Below are 19,973 nucleotides of genomic sequence, written 5' to 3' on the forward strand. Positions count from 1 at the left end.
CCGCAAAGGCTGCCCGTGACTCCCACCACCGCCGCACCGGCCCCGGCGCGCCGACGCCCGCGCCGGACCCTCGCCCCGTACGCCTTCCTCGCCCCCTTCCTCATCCCCTTCGTCCTCTTCACCCTCGTCCCGGTCGGCTACGCCTTCTGGCAGAGCCTGCACAAGACCGAGCGGACCGGCGGCACCTTCGGCAGGACGCAGACGGTGTTCGCCGGGTTCGACCAGTACACGCGGGTCCTGCAGGCGGACTACTTCACCGAGAGCCTGCTGCGCGTCCTCGGATTCGCCCTCGTGCAGATCCCCGTGATGCTGCTGCTCTCCCTGGTCCTCGCCCTGCTGCTGGACTCCGCCGTGGCGCGCGCCAAGAAGTTCTTCCGGCTCGTCTACTTCGTGCCGTACGGCATCCCCGGTGTCGTGGCCGCCCTGATGTGGGCCTTCCTCTACGACCCGCGGCTGTCGCCCGTGGTGGACCTGCTGCGGAACGTCGGCGCCGATGTCGACCTGCTCGGCCCCGACGCCATCCTGTGGTCCATAGCCAACGTCGTCACCTGGACGTACACCGGCTACAACATGCTGATCATCTACGCCGCCCTGCAGGCCGTGCCCTCCGACATCGGCGAGGCGGCCCGGGTGGACGGGGCGAGCGCCTGGACCATCGCCCTGCGCATCAAGATCCCGATCATCCGGCCGGCCCTGGTGCTCACCGGTGTCTTCTCCATCATCGGCTCGTTCCAGCTCTTCACCGAGCCGCAGGTCTTCCGCTCCATATCCACCAGCGTGACGAGCACCTACACCCCCAACATCGCCGCGTACTCGCTCGCCTCGGGCGACAGTTACAGCGAGGCAGCCGCCCTCTCCGTGGTCCTCGCTCTCGTCACGTTCGTCCTCTCGTTCGCGTTCCTGCGCTTCACCTCCAGGAGGCAGGGATGAGTTTCCTCACCCGCACCGAGGGGGCCCACGCTCCCGCACCCACCACGCGCCGACGGCCGCGCACCGGCGTGTCCACCGCCGTCGCCGTCACCTTCATGATCGCGGTCGCCTGCTACATGCTGCTGCCCGTGTACTGGCTGCTCGTGTCGTCGACCAAGAGCCAGAGCGACCTCGTCAGCACACCCGGTTTCCTCCCCGCCGAATGGCACCTGGGCGACAACCTGTCCTCGCTCTTCGCCCAGCAGGACGGTGTCTACGCCCGCTGGCTGCTCAACAGCCTGCTGTACGCGGGCCTGGGCGCGGCCGTCGCCACGCTCCTGGCCGCCGCGGCCGGGTACGCCCTGGCCAAGTACACCTTCCGCGGTCGGGAAGCCGTCTTCTCCGTCGTCCTCGGCGGCGTCCTCGTACCGGCCACCGCACTCGCCCTGCCGCTCTTCCTGATGTTCGCCGAGTTCGACGCCACCGACACCTTCTGGTCGGTGTTCCTCCCCAGCATCGTCAGCCCGTTCGGCGTCTACCTCTCCCGCATCTTCGCCGCCGCGTCCGTCCCGGACGAGGTGATGGAGGCCGCCCGCATGGATGGCGCGAGCGAGTTCCGTATCTTCCGCACCGTCGCACTGCGCCTGATGGCGCCCGCCCTGGTGACTGTCTTCCTGTTCCAGTTCGTCGTCATCTGGAACAACTTCCTGCTGCCCCTGATCATGCTGCAGGACGAGCGTCTGTACCCCGTCACCCTGGGCCTGTTCACCTGGCAGTCGCAGACCAGCCGCCTGCCCGAACTGCAGACCCTCACCATCGTGGGCGCCCTGATCTCCGTCGTGCCCATCGTGCTCACCTTCCTCCTCCTGCAGCGCTACTGGCGCGCCGGACTCGCCGCTGGAGCCGTGAAATCGTGAACCACCCCCTCACCGACGTGACCCGCACTCTCGGGGGCATCGCCTACGGCGGCGACTACAACCCGGAGCAGTGGCCGCGCGAGGTCTGGCGGGAGGACGTACGCCTCATGCGTGAGGCGGGCGTCAACCTCGTCACCGTCGGCGTGTTCTCCTGGTCCCGCATCCAGCCGCGCCCCGGCACCTACGACTGGCGCCTGCTGGACGAGGTCCTCGACCTGCTGCACGCACACGGCATCGCCGTGGACCTCGCCACCGCAACCGCCGCCCCGCCCCCGTGGTTCACCCGGCAGCACCCCGACGCCCGGCCGGTCACCGCCTCGGGCACCCGCCTCGCCCACGGCAGCCGACAGGTCTTCTGCCCCAGCAGCCCCGCCTACGCCGAAGCCGCGGACGCCCTCGTCACGGCGCTGGCGGCACGGTACGGCGACCACCCCGCACTCGTCGTATGGCATGTGCACAATGAGTGGGGCAATCACAACGCCCTGTGCTACTGCGACACCAGCGCGGACGCCTTCCGCTCCTGGCTGCGGGAGCGGTACAAGAACCTCGACGCCCTCAACGACGTCTGGGGCACCGACTTCTGGAGCCAGCGCTACGGCGACTGGGAAGAGATCGACCCGCCCCGGGACACCACGGCCTTCCGCAACCCGGGACAGGAACTCGACTACCACCGTTTCTCCTCCGACGCCCTGCTCACCCGGCACCGCGCGGAGACCGCCATCCTGCGCCGGATCGCCCCACGCGTGCCCGTCACCACCAACGTGATGGGCACGCTGGAGAAGAAGGTCGACGGCTACGCCTTCGCCGCCGAATGCGATCTTGTCTCGGTCGACCACTACCTCCCGGCCGCCGACCCCGACGGACACATCGACCTGGCGCTCAACGCGGACCTGGCCCGGGGCATGGCCCGGGGCCGGCCCTGGCTGCTCATGGAGCACTCGACCTCGGCCGTCAACTGGCAACCGGTCAACGTGGCGAAACAGCCGGGAGAGATGCGCCGCAACAGTCTGGCCCACCTCGCCCGGGGCGCGGACGGGCTGATGTTCTTCCAATGGCGGCAGTCCCGCGTCGGCGCCGAGAAATGGCACTCCGCGATGCTTCCGCACGCCGGCACCGAAGGCCGTGTCTGGAAGGAGGCCAAAGCGCTGGGAGCCGAACTGGCCGCGCTGAGGGAGGTGACCGGCAGCCGCGTGCGCGGCGACGTCGCGATGCTCTTCGACTGGCACACCTGGTGGGCCCTGGAACTGCAGGCCCGCCCGTCGGACCAGACCCGCTACTTGGACGCGGTCCGCGACTGGTACGAGGCGCTGTGGACGCTGAACATCACCTGCGACCTCGTACCGCCCGACGCCGACCTGACCGGCTACCGCGCCGTCCTCGCCCCCAGCAACTACCTGCTGTCCGACCACGATGCCGACAACCTCAGCCGTTACGTCGACCAGGGCGGGCATCTCGCCGTCGGCTGCTTCAGCGGGGTCGTCGACGAGTACGACAGGGTGCACCTCGGCGGGAACCCAGGGGCGCTGCGCGAAGTCCTCGGACTCGTCGTCGACGAGTACCTGCCGCTGCGCACCCAGGACCACGCCCTCCTGGAGGACGGAACACGGGTCCGGCAGTGGGTGGAACGCGTCGAAACCCGCGGCTGCACACCGGTGCTGCGCTTCGCGGACACCACCGACGGCGGGCCTGCGCACGGTGGCCCCGCCGTCACCCGGCACTCCTTCGGCCGGGGCACCGCCTGGTACACGGCCACCCGCCTGCCGGTGACGGCACTGCGCGAGGTGCTGCGCACCCTCTGCGCCCAGGCCGGCGCGAACCCCGTCGTCGACGCCCCGCCGGGGCTGGAGGCGGTACGCCGCACGGGGGAGGAGCACGCGTACCTCTTCCTGATCAACCACACGCTGGACACCGCCCACGTCTCCGTCAGCGGAGTTGGCGTCGCCGGCGCGGAGATCACCGACGGCCGGGTGGTCGTGCCGCCCGGCGACGTGGTCGTGGTCCGCGAGGACCTCACGATCGCCCCGGCTTGACCTGCCGACGCTCCAGAGAAGCCACCCACGAGGACACGTGATCATGAAGCATGCCGCCCCGATGGTGGAGATCGACGAAGCGAGTGGCACCGTACTGCTGCGCACCACCCACAGTGCGTACGTACTGAGGGTGGACCGCGCCGCGGGCACAGTGCGGCACGTCCACTGGGGCGCTCCGTTGCCCCTCGTCGACGCGGTGGCGCTGCCGGTGTGGACCGAGCACGACAACAGCTTCGCCGGCCGCTGGGACGGAGTGGAGGAGTACCCCGTCGACGGCGGTGCCCGCTTCGGCGTGCCCGCCCTGGACGTCCGTTTCGCCGACGGCTCCAGCCCTCTGGAGCCGACCGTGTCGGACGTGACCTTGCGAGCGCACGATCACCTGGTGGTCCGCATGCGGGACCGCACCCGTCCGCTGGCCTGGCATCTGCACTACCGCGTCCCCGCCGACGGCGACGTACTGGAACGGTGGGCGGAGTTCCACCACACCGGCACCGACGACGACGGGGAGATCCTGCTGCTGCGGTACGCCTCGGCGCACTGGCCGCTGCCGCAGCGGCCGGCCTGGCGGATCGGCTCCGTGCACGGCGGCTGGTCCAGCGAGGGCCGCCTCGAAAGGCCCGCCCTGCCGGTGGGCGAGACGGCCATCGGGAGCCGCCGCGGCCACACCGGTCACCACGCCAACCCCTGGGCGGCGCTGGACGCCGGGGACGCGGGCGAGGAACACGGCGAGGTCTGGGTCGTCGCGCTCGCCGCCAGCGGCAGTTGGCGCCTCACCGTCCAGCGCACCGCCGCCGGCCGGACCGGCGTGGTGGCGGGGGAGGGCCACGAGGGCATCGAACTGCGGCTCGCACCCGGCGGGAAGCACCGCACGCCGGTCAGCCTCGCCCTGCACACCGCGCACGGCTTCGGGCACGCGAGCAGAGGCTTCCACCACCACCTGCGCGCGCACGTCCTGCCCCACCCGGAGGAACCGCGGCCGGTGCTGTACAACTCGTGGGAGGCCACCTCCTTCGAGGTGAGCGAGGACAACCAACTGGCCCTCGCACGGCGCGCCGCCGACTTGGGCGCCGAACTGTTCGTGCTCGACGACGGTTGGTTCCGCGGCCGCGACGACGACCGGGCCGGACTCGGCGACTGGACACCGCACCCCGAGCGCTTCCCCCGCGGACTGCGCCCGCTCGCCGACGAGGTCCACCGCCTGGGCATGGCGTTCGGCCTATGGGTGGAACCGGAGATGGTCAATGCCGACAGCGACCTGTTCCGTCACCACCCCGACTGGGTCCTGCACCTGCCCGACCGCACCGCCACCGAGCTGCGCAACCAACTCGTCCTGGACTTCTCCCGGCAGGAGGTGACCGAGTGGGCCCTGAGCCGGCTGCGCGAGGTCGTGGTGGAGAACGCGGTCGACTTCCTCAAGTGGGACTTCAACCGGTCGTTCACCGAAGCGGGCGGGCACGCGGCGGGACCGGACGCCCGACGCGTCCACGTGGAGCACGCCCGGGGTCTGTACCGCGTACTGGACCGACTGCGAGCGGACTTCCCGCACCTGCGGATCGAGGCCTGCGCGGGCGGCGGCGGACGTGTCGACCCGGGCATCCTCGCCCGCACCGACCAGGTGTGGACCTCCGACAACACCGACGCGGTGGACCGCCTCACCATCCAGCACGGCTTCAGCCAGCTCTACCCCGCCGGTGTCATGTCCGCCTGGGTGACCGACAGTCCCAACCCGCTGACCGGCCGCGTGGTGCCGATGCGTTTCCGCTTCCACAGCGCCATGGCAGGAGTCCTCGGCATCGGAGGGGACCTGACGCGCTGGTCGGACACGGCACTCGCCGAGGCCGCGGAACTGGTCCGGGTCTACAAGGACATCCGTCCCGTGGTGCAGCACGGACGGCAGTACCGCCTGCTGACTCCCGGCGAAGGGCCCCTGGCCGCCGTGCAGTACGTCGGTGAGGACGGCGACCGCGCCGCCGTACTGATCTGGCGGCCCAGCACGGCGTTCGGCCCCGCGCTGCCACCCCTGCGACTGCGCGGACTGGACGATGAAGCCCGGTACCGGGACGAAGAGACCGGGCGCACATGGTCCGGGGCGACCCTGACCGGCCACGGCCTCCCGCTGCCCGACCTGCCCCCCGGCGACTGCGCGAGCACGCTGGTACGCCTGCGTCGCGTTGCGGCTCCTGGGCGGGAGGCGTAGGCGCGTGCCCTTCCTCCCACCTCCTCGGCGCTCACAAGCTGCGAGGGGCGTCCCGGGCGGCCTCCGTGTGAGAGCGCTTCCAGGGAGAGAACGGACGTGAAGTAGGGTGGCCGGGAAGGGAGCGTGTGTGGTGCGTGAGCGGGTCACCATGGCCGACGTCGCCCGTGCGGCCGGGGTGTCGTCCGCGACGGTCTCCTACGTGCTCTCCGGCAAGCGGCCGGTGGCGCCCGAGACCCGGGCCGTGGTGGAGGCCGCCATCGAGGAGCTGTCCTTCACCGTCAACGTCACGGCCCGCAGCCTGCGCACCGGCCGGTCCAGTCTCGTGGCGCTGATCGTGCCGGACATCGCGAACCCGTTCTTTGCCCAACTCGCGGCAACGCTTCAGGAGCAGCTGCGCGGCCTGGGGCTGCACGTCGTGGTCTGCGGCACCGGCGCGCGCCGGGACGAGGAGCGGGCCCTGCTGGCGGAGGCGGTGCACCAGCGGTTCGCCGGCGTCGTCATCACTCCCTTCCGGCTCAAGCAGCAGGACTTCAAGCCGCTCGTCGACGCCGGCATGCCCGTCGTCATCAGTGCCGACGTCTCCTTCGGCCCGATCGATCTGGTGACGCCCGACGCCCGGGTCGCCACCCGGCGCGCGTTGGAACGGGTGTCCACGTCTCAGCGGCGGCGCATCGCGATGATCGCGGGCCCCCGCGACGCCACGGGCGGGGACCCGCGCCTGGAACACCTCAGAGCTCTCGCCATGCAGTTCGGCATGTCGCTGCCGCACGAACTGGTGGTCCGGGGTGAGCACACCCGAGAGGCTGGAGCGGCCGGATTCGGGGCGCTCATGAGCCGCCGCTATCCGCCCGACGCGGTCTTCTGCGGCAACGACGTCATCGCCGTCGGGGCCATGGACAAGGCGCATGAACTGGGCGTCGACATCCCGGGTGACGTAGCCCTGATCGGCCACGACGATGCCTCTTTCGCCTCGCTTGTGCGCCCCCGGCTGACCACCATCCGCTATCCGGCGGCCGAGGTCGGCCGGTCGGCCGCCCAACTGCTCATCGAGCGGCTCAACGGTCGGCAGGCTCCCAAGACAGTCCATGTGATGGCCGAGTTCGTGGCCCGCTCCTCTGTCTGACAGGACGCCGCCGGGGCGTGGCATCCGCCCGGCCGACCGGGACGCTCAGACCGGCGCGTTCCGGTCAAGCCGATGGGCCCGACCGGAACGCGTTGCCTCTAGGCCGCGGTGCGGGGCTGGGCGGACAACAGGGTCTGCGTCCAGCCGCTGCCGTCCACCGTGCCGGTGCCCCCCAGGTCGGCGCCGCTGCCGTTGTACGGGAGGGTGTCGAGGTAGGCGTGCAGCGAGCCTTCGGCGCGGTGGCCGTAGAAGGCGCCGCCGCCCGGGGTGATCAGGGCGTCCATGACCTGCCAGGTGGACGACTTCAGCTCGTAGCGGGTCCAGTCGCCGGCGCCGTCGATCCTGTACGAGAGCAGCTCCCCGGCGCTCGTGGTGCCCAGCAGCCAGTCCGGGCCGGTGGAGCCGAGGGTCTTCAGGGTGAACCCGGTGTCGATGAGGGTGTTCCCGGTGATGTGCGAGGCGCTGGGCTTGGCGGCCCCGATGTTGTAGCGGCGCAGGGTGCCGTCGGCGATGCCGAAGAGGTGGCCGCTTCCGTCGTAGGTGAGCAGGTCGTGAGTCCAGCCCTTGCCCAGGTCGACCGGCTTGGAGAAGACCAGCGAGGTGTTGTTCGTAATGACGTCGACCCGGTACAGATGACCGGCGGTGGAGGTCACGAGGACGGTGTTGAAGTTGAGCGTCGCCATGGCCTTCGGAGTGAAGCCCAGCTTGGCCGTGGAGGCCACCGCGCCGTGGGTCCGCTTGCCGGTCTCCGTGTCGAGCCGGGTGTAGGTGAGGCGGCCGTCGCTCAGGGCGCCGTAGACGACGGCGGGGCCGGTGGACCTGACGATCTCGTCGTAGCGGACGCCTACGAACCCCGCGTTCGCGTAGTACGACTTGGTGTGGGTGGCGTGACGGCCCGCCTTGCCCCAGTCGTACTCCTCGTAGACCTGCATGCTGGTCTTGCTGGAGTCGGTCCACCGGTGGAACAGGGCGACATGGCCGGCGTCCTTGCCCAGGATGGCGTCACCCGGCTGGAGGTCGTTCAGGTCGGAGAAGGTGGCGGTGTCGCCGAACGAGTTGAGGTTGCCCGTCCAGCGGTCATTGCCGCTCACCTTGGGCAGCCGCCACGCCATGGAGACGAATCCGGAGCAGTCCGGCCGGTACTTCTCGCCGGTCACGGACGGCTTGGCGTCCGCCATGCTCTGGCTGTAGATGACGCCGTAGTTGTCGATCCACCACTTCGCCCGGTTCAGGACCTCATTGCGGCTGATCGACCCGCCGACCGACGAGGCGTGGGCGGTGGTGGGTGCGGAAACTTCACTGACGACGGCGGTGGTGAGGGCGAGCAGGGTGACGGCGAGCGCGCAGGTCATCGCCGTCACCAAGCGCCGCAGGGTTCTGCGCATGGTGTCTTCCCCCCTGGGGAGTGAGCGGTCGTTGCACCGCACAGCCTCGACGCGCCCCCTTCAATCGACCTCCAACCAATCTGCGCCGACCTTCAACTGTCCCCGCAGCTCGACGTGTTCGCGGGCACCGCGGTCCGCGAAGACGCCCATGGCGTGGGTCCGGGCCGCCCGGGCGGCGGCCGTGTCACCCAGCGCGGCGTGGACGAGGGACAGGTCGTACTCGGTACGGGCCCGCCACAACTGGACGTCCATCGCCTCCCACAGGGCCATCGCGGAGTTCAGGCAGCTCAGTGCCAGGTCGATCCGTCCCTCGGCCAGATGCAGCTGCCCGATCACCCGCAGCGTCACCGCCTGGCCGAAGCGGTCGTTCGCGCTGCCGGCCACGCTCAGCGCCCACTCCAGCCGGGGCAGTGCCTCGGCGCCCCGGCCCAGCCGCAACTGCACCTTGGCGTGGGCCCGTACCGCATAGGAGCGCATCAGCTCGTCCCCGAGCCCGGCGAAGATCTCGGCGGACTCGGCGCAGGTACGCAGTGCCTCGTCGTAGTCGCCGCGGGCACGGTGGTACAGGCCCTCGGTGCGCAGTGCCAGGGCGACACCGCGGCGGCTGCCGGCCTTGCGGTATCCCCACAGCGATACGTCGATGTCGTCCCGCGCGCCCGGGTAGTCCCCCTGCTCCAGCCGGACCGAGCCGCGGATCCGGTGGACGTAGGCGATGCCGCGGTGGTCGCCCAGGGCCCGCAGCAGGACGCCGGCCTGGTCCAGGAAGTGCAGAGCCTCGGTCAGATGCCCCGGCTCGCGGCATGCGGTGCCCAGACCGGCCAATGCGGCGGCCTGGCTCCGGACATCATGCTCGATGCGGAAGCCGTCGAGCGCTTCCCCGTAGTGTGCTCGGGCCTCGGTGAACCGGTCCTGCGCATAGCGCATCTGGGCGAATTCGGCGTGCATGGCGGCCTTGCTGCGCTGGTCGCCGACGCGCCGGGCGGCGTCGAGGGCGAGGCCGGTGATCCGTTCACGGAACTCGAAGCGGTTGTTGCCGAGCTCGACCGCCGTGTGGGCCGACAGCACCTCGCACACCAGCCGGTCCAGGCCGAGCGCGGCGGCACGCTCCACGGCAAGCGCCAGCGCGGGCTCCTCACCGGCCAGCCATCCGGCTACGTCGGCGAGGACGCGCTCGGTGTAGGCGCGGGGCAGGTCGGGCGACGGGGCAGGGGTGGCGGGGTGCGGCTGCCAGACGTGCTCGATGTAGTCGCCGGGCGGCTCGGGCGCCGACGCTACGGCAGCGTCCCGAAGGGGCACAAGGGGTACAACGGGCGGGTGACCGTATCGATGTCCGGCTCCGCCGCGGGGGCCGTCCAGCCACGACGGCGCCGCAGCCGAATCACGACCCCCCACAGCATCCCCCAGGAAGTGACTGGGCTGCCAGACCATCTCCGCCGGCGGACGGCTCGCCGCGACGGCGTGCAACAGCCCCAGCCAGCCGCGCAGGGGTGCTTCCACGGCCGCCCGCAGGACGTCGGCCGGTTCCTTCTCCTCCGCGTACTCCCGGGCGAAGAGCCGTACCAGGTCGTGCAGGCGGTAGCGGTCGGCGCCCGCCGCGTCCACGCCCGTGAAGCCCACCAACTGGGTGTCGACCAGCGCCTCCAGCAGCTGCTGCGCCTCGGCCTCCGCCACCCCCAGCAGCCAGCCGACGACCCAGCTGGAGAAGTCCGGCAGCCCCAGGTGGCCGAGCCGCCCCAGCGCCGTCCGGGCCTGTTCGTCCAGGACCTGGAAGCTCAGGCTGATGGTGGTGCGTACCGCGAGGTCCCCGACGCACAGCTCGTCGAGCCGGCGGCGTTCGTCGTCCAGCCGGTCGGCCAGCACCGCCAGGGGCAGTCTGCTGCGCATCACCAGGCGTGCCCCCGTGATACGGATGGCCAGCGGCAGATGGCTGCACGCGGCGAGGATGCGGATCGCCGCGTCCGGTTCCGCCCGCACCCGGTCCGCACCGACGATCGTGGTGAACAGGGAGAGCGCCTCCTGTGGCGCCAGTACGTCCAGCTCGGTGAGGCGCGCCCCCGCGAGCCCGCCCAGCCGGTCCCGCGCGGTGATCAGCACGGCACAGTCGCTGCCCGCCGGCAGCAGGGGCCGCACCTGCTGTTCGTTCGCGGCGTCGTCGAGCACGATCAGCAGGCGCCGCTCCGCGAGCAGGGTGCGGTAGAGCTCCACCCTGGCCTGAGTGCTGGGGGGCAGCAGTCCGTCCGGCACACCCAGCGCCCGCAGAAAACCGCCCAGGGTCTCGTCCGTGGTGGCCGAGGAGTCGGACATGCCCCGTAGTTCCGCGAACAGCTGGCCGTCCTTGAAGTGCGCCGCCACCTGGTGTGCCGCGTGCACCGCCAGCGCCGACTTGCCGCTGCCGCCGGGCCCGGCCACCACCTGCACCGCGCTCGCCCTGGCCGTCAGACCCTCGGTGAGGGCGCGCAATTCCGCGCACCGTCCGGTGAAGTCCACTGATCCGGGCGGGAGGTGGGCCGGAGGCCGGTGGACTCCGGAGGTGGGCGGGCTGAGCGGGCTCCCGGGCAGCAGCCGGTCGTCCTCACCGCGCAGGATGGCCGAGTGCAGAGCGTCGAGTTCGGGCCCCGGCTCGATGCCGAGTTCCTCGACGAGGGCGTCGCGGCCCGCCCGGTAGCAGGCCAGGGCGTCCGCCTGGCGGCCCAGCCGGCAGAGGGTCACCATCAGCAGGCCGCGCAGCCGTTCGTCGACCGGATGCGCCTCGACCAGGGCCGTGAGCTCCGCGAGGTGATCCAGCCGGCCCAGAGCCAGCTCGGCGGCGTAGAACTCCTCGGAGGCCGAGGTCCGCAGCTCGTCCAGGCGCCGGGCCTCCCCGCCGAGGAGCGAGTCCGCCAGCCCGGAGAGGGCGGGGCCGCGCCACAGCGCCCTGGCCTCGTCCAGCAGCGTCGCAGCCCCGGCGAAGTCCCGCGCGGCGGTGCGGTCCTTGGCCTGCCTCCGCAGAGCGGTGAAACGGTCCGCGTCCACCGTGACCGACTCCGGTCGCAGCACGTAGCCGGGCGCGCGGGTGACGATGACCTCGGGGTGCCCCGCCCGGGCGAAGGAGCGGCGCAGGGTGGAGACGTAGGAGTGGATCAGGGCGCGGGCGCTGGGCGGCGGGTCCTCGGACCACACGACGTCGACGAGCCGGTCGATGGGCACCACCTGCCCGGGGGCCAACGCCAGCGCCGCCAGCAGGGCGCGTGGTTTGGCCCCGCCGAGTTCGATCCGGACGTCCCCGCTGTCGGCCTCGACCGGGCCGAGCAGCCTCAAGTGCAGCACGCTGTCCCCCTCAACGACGCTGTGAGGCGGCAGTGGCCGACGGGCGGCCGTCACTCAGCGATCGACAGGGCCGTATCTCGCCTGACCGACACCCCGCTGATACGCCCATGAACAGTCACCGTGGGACCAATGCCACCACGCTTCAGGGTAGTTACTCAGCCCCGCAAAGCTCAACGCTTGACTCAGCACACTCAGGTGCTCGGCCGCGACGGGATCGGGCGCGGGGCATGCCGCACTGGAATCGGCCGCCGTATCCGGCCACAACCCGACGGCTCCCGGCCACAGTTCGGCGCCGTCGGCCGTGCAGAGCGTCAGGTCGGCTGCCGCACCGGTCTCATGTCCGGAGCACCCGGGCCGGGTCCTCGCCAGGGCGGGCCGATACGCGTCGAGGACCAGCAGCCGCAGGCCCTCCGGCAGCATGGTCTGCGCGGTGACCAGGCGGTCCACGACTCCCAGCCGCAGCAGGGTTGGCGCCGACGGCGGGAGCCGGCCGGCGAGCCGCAGCGCGCGCACCGCCCGCAGATCGACCAGCTTCTCGCCGCACTCGCGCACCGGGACCGCGGCCATCTCCTGACCCGGCTGGGTCACCTCTTCCAGAACTCTGTCCTCCGACGGCATGGACACCGACCGGCGGCACCTTGTCACGACCGGCTTCAGAGATTCTTCAAAGCCGAGCGGGAATCCTTCAACACCGGTGGTGGGTGGCGGGTGGCGGGTGGCCGATAGAGGGCGATTCGAGGGCGGAGAGGGAGTTGAGCCCGCTTCTCCGAAACCGCGCCGCCGGGCGGCCGGCAGTGAGCGCCCTCGGGCGGACGGTCAGAGGGGTCATCGCATACACGTGGGCGACTCCCGTTGCCGAGCACCGGTGGCAGCGCGCTCAGGTCGGGTTCTTCGTGGACGATGCGGTAGTACAGGGCATGCGGCGCCCCAGTGCAGACGGCGGGCCCGTCGCCATCCCTCGATCTCTTCGGGCCGAGGCTGACTTCCCCCTCCTGTGTCCGTGAACCGGGGCAGGCCCGGCCGGCCGTCACCCCACCCGGACTTCCGCTCTCCCCGGCAGTTCCAGATGCTCGCCCTGGAACCGCCTCCGCAGCGCACGATCGTGTGTGACCAGCACGATCGCCCCCTGGAACCCGGTGAGCGCCTCTTCCACTTCCTCGACCAGCGCCGGTGACAGGTGATTCGTCGGCTCATCGAGCAGCAGGAGATCGGCGGGTTCCGAGACCAGTCGGGCCAGATCCACGCGGCGTCGCTGGCCGTACGACAGCTCGCCCATGCGCATGCGGAGTTCCGCGGGGCGGAAGAGGCCGAGGGCAAGCAGAGCGTCGGCGTGCTCGTCGGCGGTACCCACGCGGCCCAGCCCGAACGCCTCGACCACCGTCAAGTCCGGCGGCCACGGTGTCTCGCCCTGGCGCAGATGGCCCACCCGGCCCGGCACCCGCACTGCGCCCTCGTCCGGCCGCAGCTCACCGGCGAGCAGCTTCAACAGCGTCGTCTTGCCAGCGCCGTTGGGCCCGGTGACGAGGAGCCGGCCGTGGCGGCCGAGGGCGAGTGAGCCGAGGTGGAGGCGGTCACCGACGCGTACGTCCGACAGTCGTAGGGCGAGCAGCTCGTCGGAGTCGGCCTCGGTGCCGTCGGCGACGGACCCGGTCGCCATGCGCGCCGTGAAGGCCAGCGGCTCCGGCGGCGGTGCCGCCGGATTAGCGGTCAGCCGCTCGACCCGCTCGTGGGCGTTGCGGATGCGGGCCATCGCACCGTGCGCCCGGCCGCGGGCGCGGAAGCCGCCGTGGCCGAAGTTGGCCAGCGACGTCTTGCGCGGGATGGCGTCGAGCCGAGCAGCGTGACCGACGGCCAGCCGCTCATTGCGGGCCAGCTCGGACCGCCACTCGTCGTACTCCTGGAGCCGGCGGCGGCGCTCCGCCGCCTTCGCCGTACGGTAGCCGGTGTAACCGTCGCCGTAACGGGTGACCTGTCCCGCTTCGGCCTCCAGGATCGTGGCCGTCAGACGCTCCAGGAAGACGCGGTCATGGGTGACCGCGAGCACCGTGCCGCTGTGTGCCCGTAGCTGCGCCTCCAGCCACTCGACGGCCTGATCGTCCAGATCGTTCGTCGGCTCGTCCAGCAGCAGCAACTCCGGTCGGCCGGCGAGGACTCCGGCCAGGGAGAGACGCGATCGCTCGCCGCCGGAGAGGGTACCCAGCCGGCGCTCGCGGCGGAGAGCCGGCAGGCCGAGGTGGTGCAGCGCGACGTCCACCCGATGGTCGGCGTCGTAGCCGCCCCGAGCCTCGTAACGCCCGAGGAGAACCCCGTACACCGCAAGTGCCGCCGGGTCCTCACCGTCACCGAGCGCCTGCTCGGCCCGGCGCAGCTCTGCCTCCAGGGTGCGCAGGTCCGCGAGTGCCAGGTCGACGGCGTCCTGGACGGTGGCGGTCGGGGGCAGGGGGATGGTCTGCGGCAGGTAGCCGATGCCACCGGCGGCGGTCACGGTCACCTCGCCGCTGTCCGGGCGCTCCTGACCTGCGACGAGCCTGAGGAGGGTGGACTTGCCGGCGCCGTTGTCACCGATCAGACCGGCCTTCTCGCCCGGTTTGAGCGTGAAGGAAACCTGGTCGAGGACGGTGCGGCCGGGGTAGCGCTTGGTGACGTGGCAAAGGGTGAGTTGTGAGGTGTGCATGATCGGGTTCCTCCTGGCCGCGCGTGCTTCGGCGCGGGCCGGGTTCGGGGTGGATGACTGCACGGCTGTGTGCGGCGACGGCGGAGCATTGCTCTACGCGGTCGGCACCGTTGATCTCACAGGGAACCCATGCGCAGGACGGTACGACATGACGGGGCGACTGGCAAGACGATACGTCTCGATTCGTTGAGTCGTTACGAGTCGCTCGGCGTCGGACGAACAGTGACAGCCGCCGTGTCCGGCTGACCGCCGACGAGCCCCGACGGCACCGAGATCACAGGCCCCACCGGGTCAGCGCCCGTAGCAGGCCAGACTGCCAGTGGAGCGCATGACTGCCCTCCTCGGTGGTGGTCACCGGGGGAGGGCTGCGTGCAGCGTCTTGCCGCGCCCGGGTCCGTGGGTGATGGCGATGTTGCTGGTGAGGCGGCGGACCATGTGCCAGCCGAAGCCGCCGGTGCCGCCGTTGAGGTCGGGAGTCCGTTCTCGCGGGGGCGTGGGGTTGGGGTCGCTCATGGCGACGTGCAGCGTGTCCTGGTCGGCGTGCAGGCGCATTCGGTAGCGGCCGCCGCCGTGCCGCAGTGCGTTGGTGGCCAGTTCGGACACCACCAGGGCGAGAGTTTCCGCTGTCTCGGCCGCCGGGGCCGGTGCGAGGTTGTCGGCGAAGGTGCGGGCCACCTCGCGGGCGCGGGGGATACCGGCAGGGCTGTCGTCCTCCACCACCACGGGCCTCGCAGCGGACGCGGTATGGGTTGTTTCCGTCTCGCTCATGCGCAAAGCACCCCGTCTGGTCGGTTGCACTGCTGAGTCGGGCTTGTGCCCCCGCGATCGGTCTTCAACCAGGCAGGTACTCCTTCCGAGTGCAAAAGAGACAGAATCCCCGGGGCCACGGATGGAGTAAACCTGTCGTGTCCGCTGTAGACATTGGCGTCGCCTCCGGCTAACGTTTTCCTCGTAGCCCAGAAGTCGACGGGCGCGGCAGAGACGAACTGCCGCGCAGCAGGTCAAAGGAGATGGCACGGCAGCGGAGTGGCGGAGCCGGAAGTGGCGGGTTCCTCCACTGGCTGCCGGGCCGAGCGGCCCCAGGGGCCGCACAGCAGTACCGCGCAACCCAGCAGTACAGACGGATCAACCGAAACAGGTAAGGAGCCGAACGCCATCAGGATCGCCCGGGCCAGGCAAGACCGCCCGGGTACCGCAGGCCCCGGATTGGAAGGTGGTCCCCGGTCACGCATCCGCGATCCCCGCAGCCCCGCCCTCCCAGGCGGACCGAAGCGGACAAAGAAAACCGGCTGACGTCAGCCGGCAGATGGTGTTGAAAGCTCGGGGCCCGGGCGCCAGTCGGCGCCCGGGCCCCCCGACGCGTCCACGGAAGAAGAGGTCTATGCCCCCTCGCAGTACCCGCCCCGCCACCCCTCTCGATGACGACGACTACCCCGCCTACACCATGGGCCGAGCCGCCGACATGCTCGGCACCACCCCCGCCTTCCTCCGCGCCCTCGGCGAACACCGCCTCATCACCCCACTGCGCTCCGAAGGCGGCCACCGCCGCTACTCCCGCTACCAACTACGCATCGCCGCCCGCGCCCGCGAACTCGTCGACGCCGGCACCGCCGTCGAAGCCGCCTGCCGGATCATCGTCCTCGAAGACCAACTCGAAGAAGCCCAGCGCATCAACGAGCAACTACGCCAACGTCCCGCTGACCGCTCCGACAAGACCGACGCCTGACCTGGCCTGCGCGAGAGGACGGCGGTCGGGTTACGGACGCCTCTTCGCAGGCGGCCGGGCGGGACGGGAATGGACCTGATGCTGTCCGTAGGCCACCACTGGAGCAGGAACTATGTCCGCGGCCACGGTCGCCCACGCGCCGGAGCGATGCGGCTGTGGACGCGGAACCGGACGGTCGTGTCATCTGGCGCGGGACACAGGGTGACAGTGACAGGGCCGGCGAAGGTGTAACCCTGCTGGGCGGCGTGGCGGCGCACTTCGGTGGCGAGGGCTGGTGCCACCGGCAGAGGACTGGCGGAGATCAACTGGTGGGTCTCCGGCAGTAACTCGATGATGAAGGCGTTGGGTACCACGAGGTTGCGTCGGCCCACAATCAGCGTGTTGTCGTCGCATTGCCGTAAAAGTGCGGTCAAGGCTTCGCCCCGTGCATGCTTGACCGGCAGCAAGCGGACCCACACCTTTCTGGCCCAGCGCTCCATGACGCGTTCGCTGGTTACAAGGACTCCCATCGAAGGCGCTTGCCCCACAGAAGGTGAGGCAGGCTCGCCCACAAGGGTGCACTTTCGCCGCCGCAGCGCACGCCGCGGAGGGGGCGGAGCCGTCTGTTACCCGGAGGACTGGCGTTTGCCGTGCCCCGGTGTGCGGAGCTGGGCTGTGTGGCGGGTGAGGTTGTCGATGCGGACGATGAGTTCTGAGTGGTCGGCTGCGAGGTGGCCGCGGGCTCGGGCCAGTGGGTCGATGAGATCGGCGGCGTCGTCGTGGCCGAGTGCCCGCAGGAGAGGGGTGCGGGCCTTGGCGGGGAGGTCGGTGAGGGCGACGACCTGGCCGGCGAGTTGGCGCAGGTCGGCGGCGTTGCCGCGGGCCCAGGCGGTGACGGTGCGGTCGGCGGCGCGGCGGTCCCGGGTGGCTTGTACGCGCTGTTCGCCGGTGGTGCCGGGGGCTCCGGGGCGCAGGCGCAGATAGCGGCGTTCGGCGGCCTGCCGGCTGGCGACACCAAGGGGGTGGGCGAGCTCGGCCCAGCTGGCCCCCGCATCACGTGCGGTTTCGATCAGTCCCGTTTCCCAGCCCGCGAGATGGGCGCGGACCTGGCGCAGGAGCAGCAGCGCGGCAAGGGCCTGGTCGGGACTGACCTCGGTACCGGGCCGCTCTGCGGACTGCGGTCCCTGGGCGGTGTGGACGGCTTCGTCGATCGCCGCCAGTGCCGCTTTGGCAGCGAGGAACGACGCGGGCTGCGTACCGGCTTTCTGGGGGTCCGCGGTCATGATTCACCTCCACTCGAGGACGTCACCCGACAGGTGACTTCTGCGCTTGTCATCGTTTCGATGACATGCTACAAGAAATACAGGAAGCAGCGCATGAGCGGTTCTACTTGTATTGGAGGTGGTTCACGATGCTGATGCGCACCGATCCTTTCCGTGAGTTCGACCGGATCACCCAGCAGCTGTTCGGCAGTACGCCCGGCACCTGGTCGCGTCCGTCGGCGATGCCCATGGACGCCTACCGTGAGGGCGACGCCTACGTGATCGCCTTTGATCTGCCCGGCGTCGACCCGGACGCGATCGACATCGACGTCGAGCGGAACATGCTGACCGTCAAGGCCGAACGCCGTCCCGTCACCAAGAGCGACGACATTCAGATGGAGCTCTCGGAGCGCCCCCTGGGTGTCTTCTCCCGCCAGGTGGTGCTGGCCGACTCCCTCGACACCGAGCACATCAGCGCCGGCTACGACGCGGGCGTGCTGACCCTGCGCGTCCCGATCGCCGAGCGCGCCAAGCCGCGCAAGATCTCCATCGGCGTCGGCGAGGGGCGCAAGGAGATCTCCGGCTGAGACCCAGCCCCACGGCGACGGAGGGCGGGCCGGCTCCCCACAGCGCCCGCCCTCCGCCCGCCGGCACGGACCGTCAGGGCAAGGAGGATCCCGATGGCCATGCACTGGGACGTGTTCCTCGACCAGGTACAGGAACGCGGCGAGTACGAGACTCGCGCGGAGGCGGACCGTGCCGCCCGCACCGTGTTGGGACTGCTGGGCGCGCACCTGGTCGGCGAGGTCCGGGCGGACCTGGCTGCCCGGCTCCCGGAGACCTTCGCTCTGATCCTGCTCAATCCACTCCAGGCCGCCGAGCCCCTGTCCGCGGAACGGTTCGTGCGGGCCACCGCGGCGTGGATCGAGGGAGCCACCGAAAAGACCGCGGCCTGGGACATCGGCGCCGTGCTCAGCGTGACCGCCGACGCCGCGGGCGAGGAGCTGACCCGCCGGATCCTGCTGCAGCTCCCGCCCGGATATGACCTGCTCTTCGGCCGGCCGCAGGACACCACGACCTTCGATACGACATCCGGTGACTGAAGCCACCGTGTCCGCGGTCACCGGACCACTCCGTCACCCACCCCATGAGCGAGAAAGGCACCCTTCACCGATGCAGACCAAGACGGCCCCGGCGACGGGCACCACGATCCCGGCCATGTTGTACGACCGGATGCTGGAGCAGGTCCGCTACAACGGCGCCTACCCCACGCGTGAACGGGCCGAGGAAGTCGTCGCCGCTGTCCTGGCCGCCCTCGGCCGTCGCGTCACCGGCGAGGAACGTGTAGAGCTGGCAGCCCGACTGCCCCGCGAAGCCGCGCAGATCTTCGCCGCCCAGGTACCCGCCACCGACTCGATGACCGGCTGGGCCTTCGTCAGGGACCTCGCCACCCGCACCGGCGGCACCCTGGCCACCACCCGTTGGGACGTCGGATCCGTCCTGGGCGTCGTCGCCCGCATCGCCGGGCCCGACTTGCTCGACCGCATCCTCGCCCAGCTCCCCTCCGGCTACGCGATCCTCTTCGGCCGCGCAGAACTCACCCAGGCAGCCTGACCTCCGGCGGAACAGAACAGGGGGGGCATCGCAAGGACGCCAGTGCGGTGCTGTCCGCCGGGAGGTGGTGACGAAGGTGGTGACGAAGCACCCGGCTCCGGCAGGAGCCACACAGTGGCTCAGCTCAACTCGTTTGCCCGGTCGACCTCGGCCATGTGCTCTTCGGCCCAGGCGCGGACGCCGGCGAGCGCGACCTCGAGTGACAGGCCGAGTTCGGTGATCCGGTAGTGCACGCGGGGCGGAACTGTCGGCTCGACGCGGCGTGTGACCAGGCCGTCGCGCACCAGGTTCTGCAGTGTCACCGAGAGCATCTTCTGTGAGATCCCGGGCATCCGGCGCTGCAGTTCCGCGAAACGCACCTCCTGCGGGGAGGCCTCCGCCAGCACCTTGACCGCCAGAGCCGTCCCCCTGCCCGCCGATCCCTCTCATCCCGAGTCTCACCCCGAGGTCGGGTCGCGCCGAGTCACGGCCAAACGGCGTCGAGCTCAACGTGGCGACGGCAGGGCAAGGGCCCGCTGTCCTGCTGCTGCACGGCTTCCCGCACACCTGGCGGGTGTGGAGCCATGCCATCGGCGAACTGGCCACCCGCTACCGGGTGATCGCACCGGATCTGCGGGGCTTCGGCGACAGCGCCCGGCCCGCGGAGGGCTACGACGCCGGGACGCTGGCCGATGACGCCGAAGGCCTGCTGGAAGTGCTCGGCGCCCCCTCCGCGGCCGTGGTGGTGGCTTTATCGAGCAGTAGCGACGTCACTTGTCGACGGGTTTGGGAGGCGCCCAGAACCACGGTCGGGTGATGTTGATGAGTTCGGGAGGCACTGGGGTTCTTGCCAGGGCAGCATCGGGATGCTC

General features: G+C 70.8%; 16 protein-coding genes and 2 pseudogenes. 10 read left to right on the forward strand and 8 right to left on the reverse strand.

The features are described from left to right. Nucleotides 1–15 precede the first annotated feature (15 nt). From RI578_RS38540 to RI578_RS38560, 5 genes are all read left to right on the forward strand, one after another. A complete protein-coding gene (locus RI578_RS38540; protein WP_310875443.1) occupies nt 16–930 on the forward strand; it encodes a sugar ABC transporter permease in 915 nt (304 codons plus the stop codon). Further along, the gene (locus tag RI578_RS38545; protein ID WP_310875444.1) at nt 927–1,826 is read left to right on the forward strand and encodes a carbohydrate ABC transporter permease; all 900 of its coding nucleotides are present in this window, start codon (nt 927–929) and stop codon (nt 1,824–1,826) included. Before RI578_RS38540 ends, RI578_RS38545 begins: the two co-directional genes overlap by 4 nt. Beyond that, complete coding sequence (locus tag RI578_RS38550; protein ID WP_310875445.1) at nt 1,823–3,856, forward strand: beta-galactosidase; 2,034 nt, start codon at nt 1,823–1,825, stop codon at nt 3,854–3,856. Before RI578_RS38545 ends, RI578_RS38550 begins: the two co-directional genes overlap by 4 nt. A gap of 43 nt (nt 3,857–3,899) precedes the next feature. Next, entirely contained in the window at nt 3,900–6,053 is a 2,154-nt protein-coding gene (locus tag RI578_RS38555; protein WP_310875446.1) for an alpha-galactosidase, read from the forward strand. A 130-nt stretch (nt 6,054–6,183) separates the two neighbouring features. Continuing rightward, nucleotides 6,184–7,176, forward strand: a complete 993-nt coding sequence (locus RI578_RS38560) for a LacI family DNA-binding transcriptional regulator (RefSeq protein WP_310875447.1) — start codon at nt 6,184–6,186, stop codon at nt 7,174–7,176. A gap of 98 nt (nt 7,177–7,274) precedes the next feature. On the opposite strand, the gene RI578_RS38565 is transcribed toward RI578_RS38560, so the two are convergent. The 5 genes from RI578_RS38565 to RI578_RS38585 form a co-directional block, all read right to left on the reverse strand. Beyond that, nucleotides 7,275–8,561, reverse strand: a complete 1,287-nt coding sequence (locus RI578_RS38565) for a tachylectin-related carbohydrate-binding protein (RefSeq protein ID WP_310875448.1) — start codon at nt 8,559–8,561, stop codon at nt 7,275–7,277. Nucleotides 8,562–8,621: 60 nt separating this feature from the next. Then, nucleotides 8,622–11,867, reverse strand: a complete 3,246-nt coding sequence (locus tag RI578_RS38570; RefSeq protein WP_310875449.1) for a BTAD domain-containing putative transcriptional regulator — start codon at nt 11,865–11,867, stop codon at nt 8,622–8,624. A gap of 54 nt (nt 11,868–11,921) precedes the next feature. Further along, nucleotides 11,922–12,485, reverse strand: coding sequence for a dipeptidase (locus RI578_RS38575; protein WP_310875976.1), 564 nt, complete (start codon nt 12,483–12,485; stop codon nt 11,922–11,924). Nucleotides 12,486–12,894: 409 nt separating this feature from the next. After that, a complete protein-coding gene (locus RI578_RS38580; RefSeq protein WP_310875450.1) occupies nt 12,895–14,541 on the reverse strand; it encodes a TlrC/CarA/OleB/SrmB family ABC-F type ribosomal protection protein in 1,647 nt (548 codons plus the stop codon). A gap of 351 nt (nt 14,542–14,892) precedes the next feature. Next, nucleotides 14,893–15,309 (reverse strand): ATP-binding protein, encoded by a 417-nt coding sequence (locus RI578_RS38585; protein ID WP_310875451.1) that lies wholly within the window; start codon nt 15,307–15,309, stop codon nt 14,893–14,895. A 613-nt stretch (nt 15,310–15,922) separates the two neighbouring features. Here RI578_RS38585 and RI578_RS38590 point away from each other — a divergent pair. Beyond that, nucleotides 15,923–16,267 carry a MerR family transcriptional regulator gene (locus tag RI578_RS38590; RefSeq protein ID WP_310875452.1) on the forward strand — a complete coding sequence of 115 codons (345 nt, stop codon included), beginning with the start codon at nt 15,923–15,925 and terminating at the stop codon, nt 16,265–16,267. Nucleotides 16,268–16,377: 110 nt separating this feature from the next. Here RI578_RS38590 and RI578_RS38595 read toward each other — a convergent pair whose 3' ends face one another. Both RI578_RS38595 and RI578_RS38600 read right to left on the reverse strand, forming a co-directional pair. Further along, entirely contained in the window at nt 16,378–16,746 is a 369-nt protein-coding gene (locus RI578_RS38595) for an FhaA domain-containing protein (RefSeq protein ID WP_310875453.1), read from the reverse strand. A gap of 126 nt (nt 16,747–16,872) precedes the next feature. Then, nucleotides 16,873–17,529 (reverse strand): type III effector protein, encoded by a 657-nt coding sequence (locus RI578_RS38600; protein WP_310875454.1) that lies wholly within the window; start codon nt 17,527–17,529, stop codon nt 16,873–16,875. A 128-nt stretch (nt 17,530–17,657) separates the two neighbouring features. Between RI578_RS38600 and RI578_RS38605 the strand changes: the two genes are divergently transcribed. The 3 genes from RI578_RS38605 to RI578_RS38615 all read left to right on the forward strand — a co-directional run bounded on the left by RI578_RS38605 (nt 17,658) and on the right by RI578_RS38615 (nt 19,122). Then, nucleotides 17,658–18,095, forward strand: coding sequence for an Hsp20/alpha crystallin family protein (locus tag RI578_RS38605; RefSeq protein ID WP_310875455.1), 438 nt, complete (start codon nt 17,658–17,660; stop codon nt 18,093–18,095). A gap of 93 nt (nt 18,096–18,188) precedes the next feature. Next, nucleotides 18,189–18,611, forward strand: coding sequence for a DUF2267 domain-containing protein (locus RI578_RS38610; protein ID WP_310875456.1), 423 nt, complete (start codon nt 18,189–18,191; stop codon nt 18,609–18,611). A gap of 70 nt (nt 18,612–18,681) precedes the next feature. Next, complete coding sequence (locus RI578_RS38615; RefSeq protein ID WP_310875457.1) at nt 18,682–19,122, forward strand: DUF2267 domain-containing protein; 441 nt, start codon at nt 18,682–18,684, stop codon at nt 19,120–19,122. A 119-nt stretch (nt 19,123–19,241) separates the two neighbouring features. On the opposite strand, the pseudogene RI578_RS38620 reads toward RI578_RS38615, so the two are convergent. Next, nucleotides 19,242–19,526, reverse strand: a pseudogene (locus RI578_RS38620) (winged helix-turn-helix transcriptional regulator); the annotation flags it as partial. A gap of 4 nt (nt 19,527–19,530) precedes the next feature. On the opposite strand from RI578_RS38620, the pseudogene RI578_RS38625 reads away from it, so the two are divergent. Then, nucleotides 19,531–19,846: pseudogene (locus tag RI578_RS38625) on the forward strand (alpha/beta fold hydrolase); the annotation flags it as partial. Nucleotides 19,847–19,973 lie beyond the last annotated feature (127 nt).

Origin of the sequence: Streptomyces sp. BB1-1-1 (assembly GCF_031597775.1) — a bacterium.
Classification (GTDB): Bacteria; Actinomycetota; Actinomycetes; order Streptomycetales; family Streptomycetaceae; genus Streptomyces; species Streptomyces thinghirensis.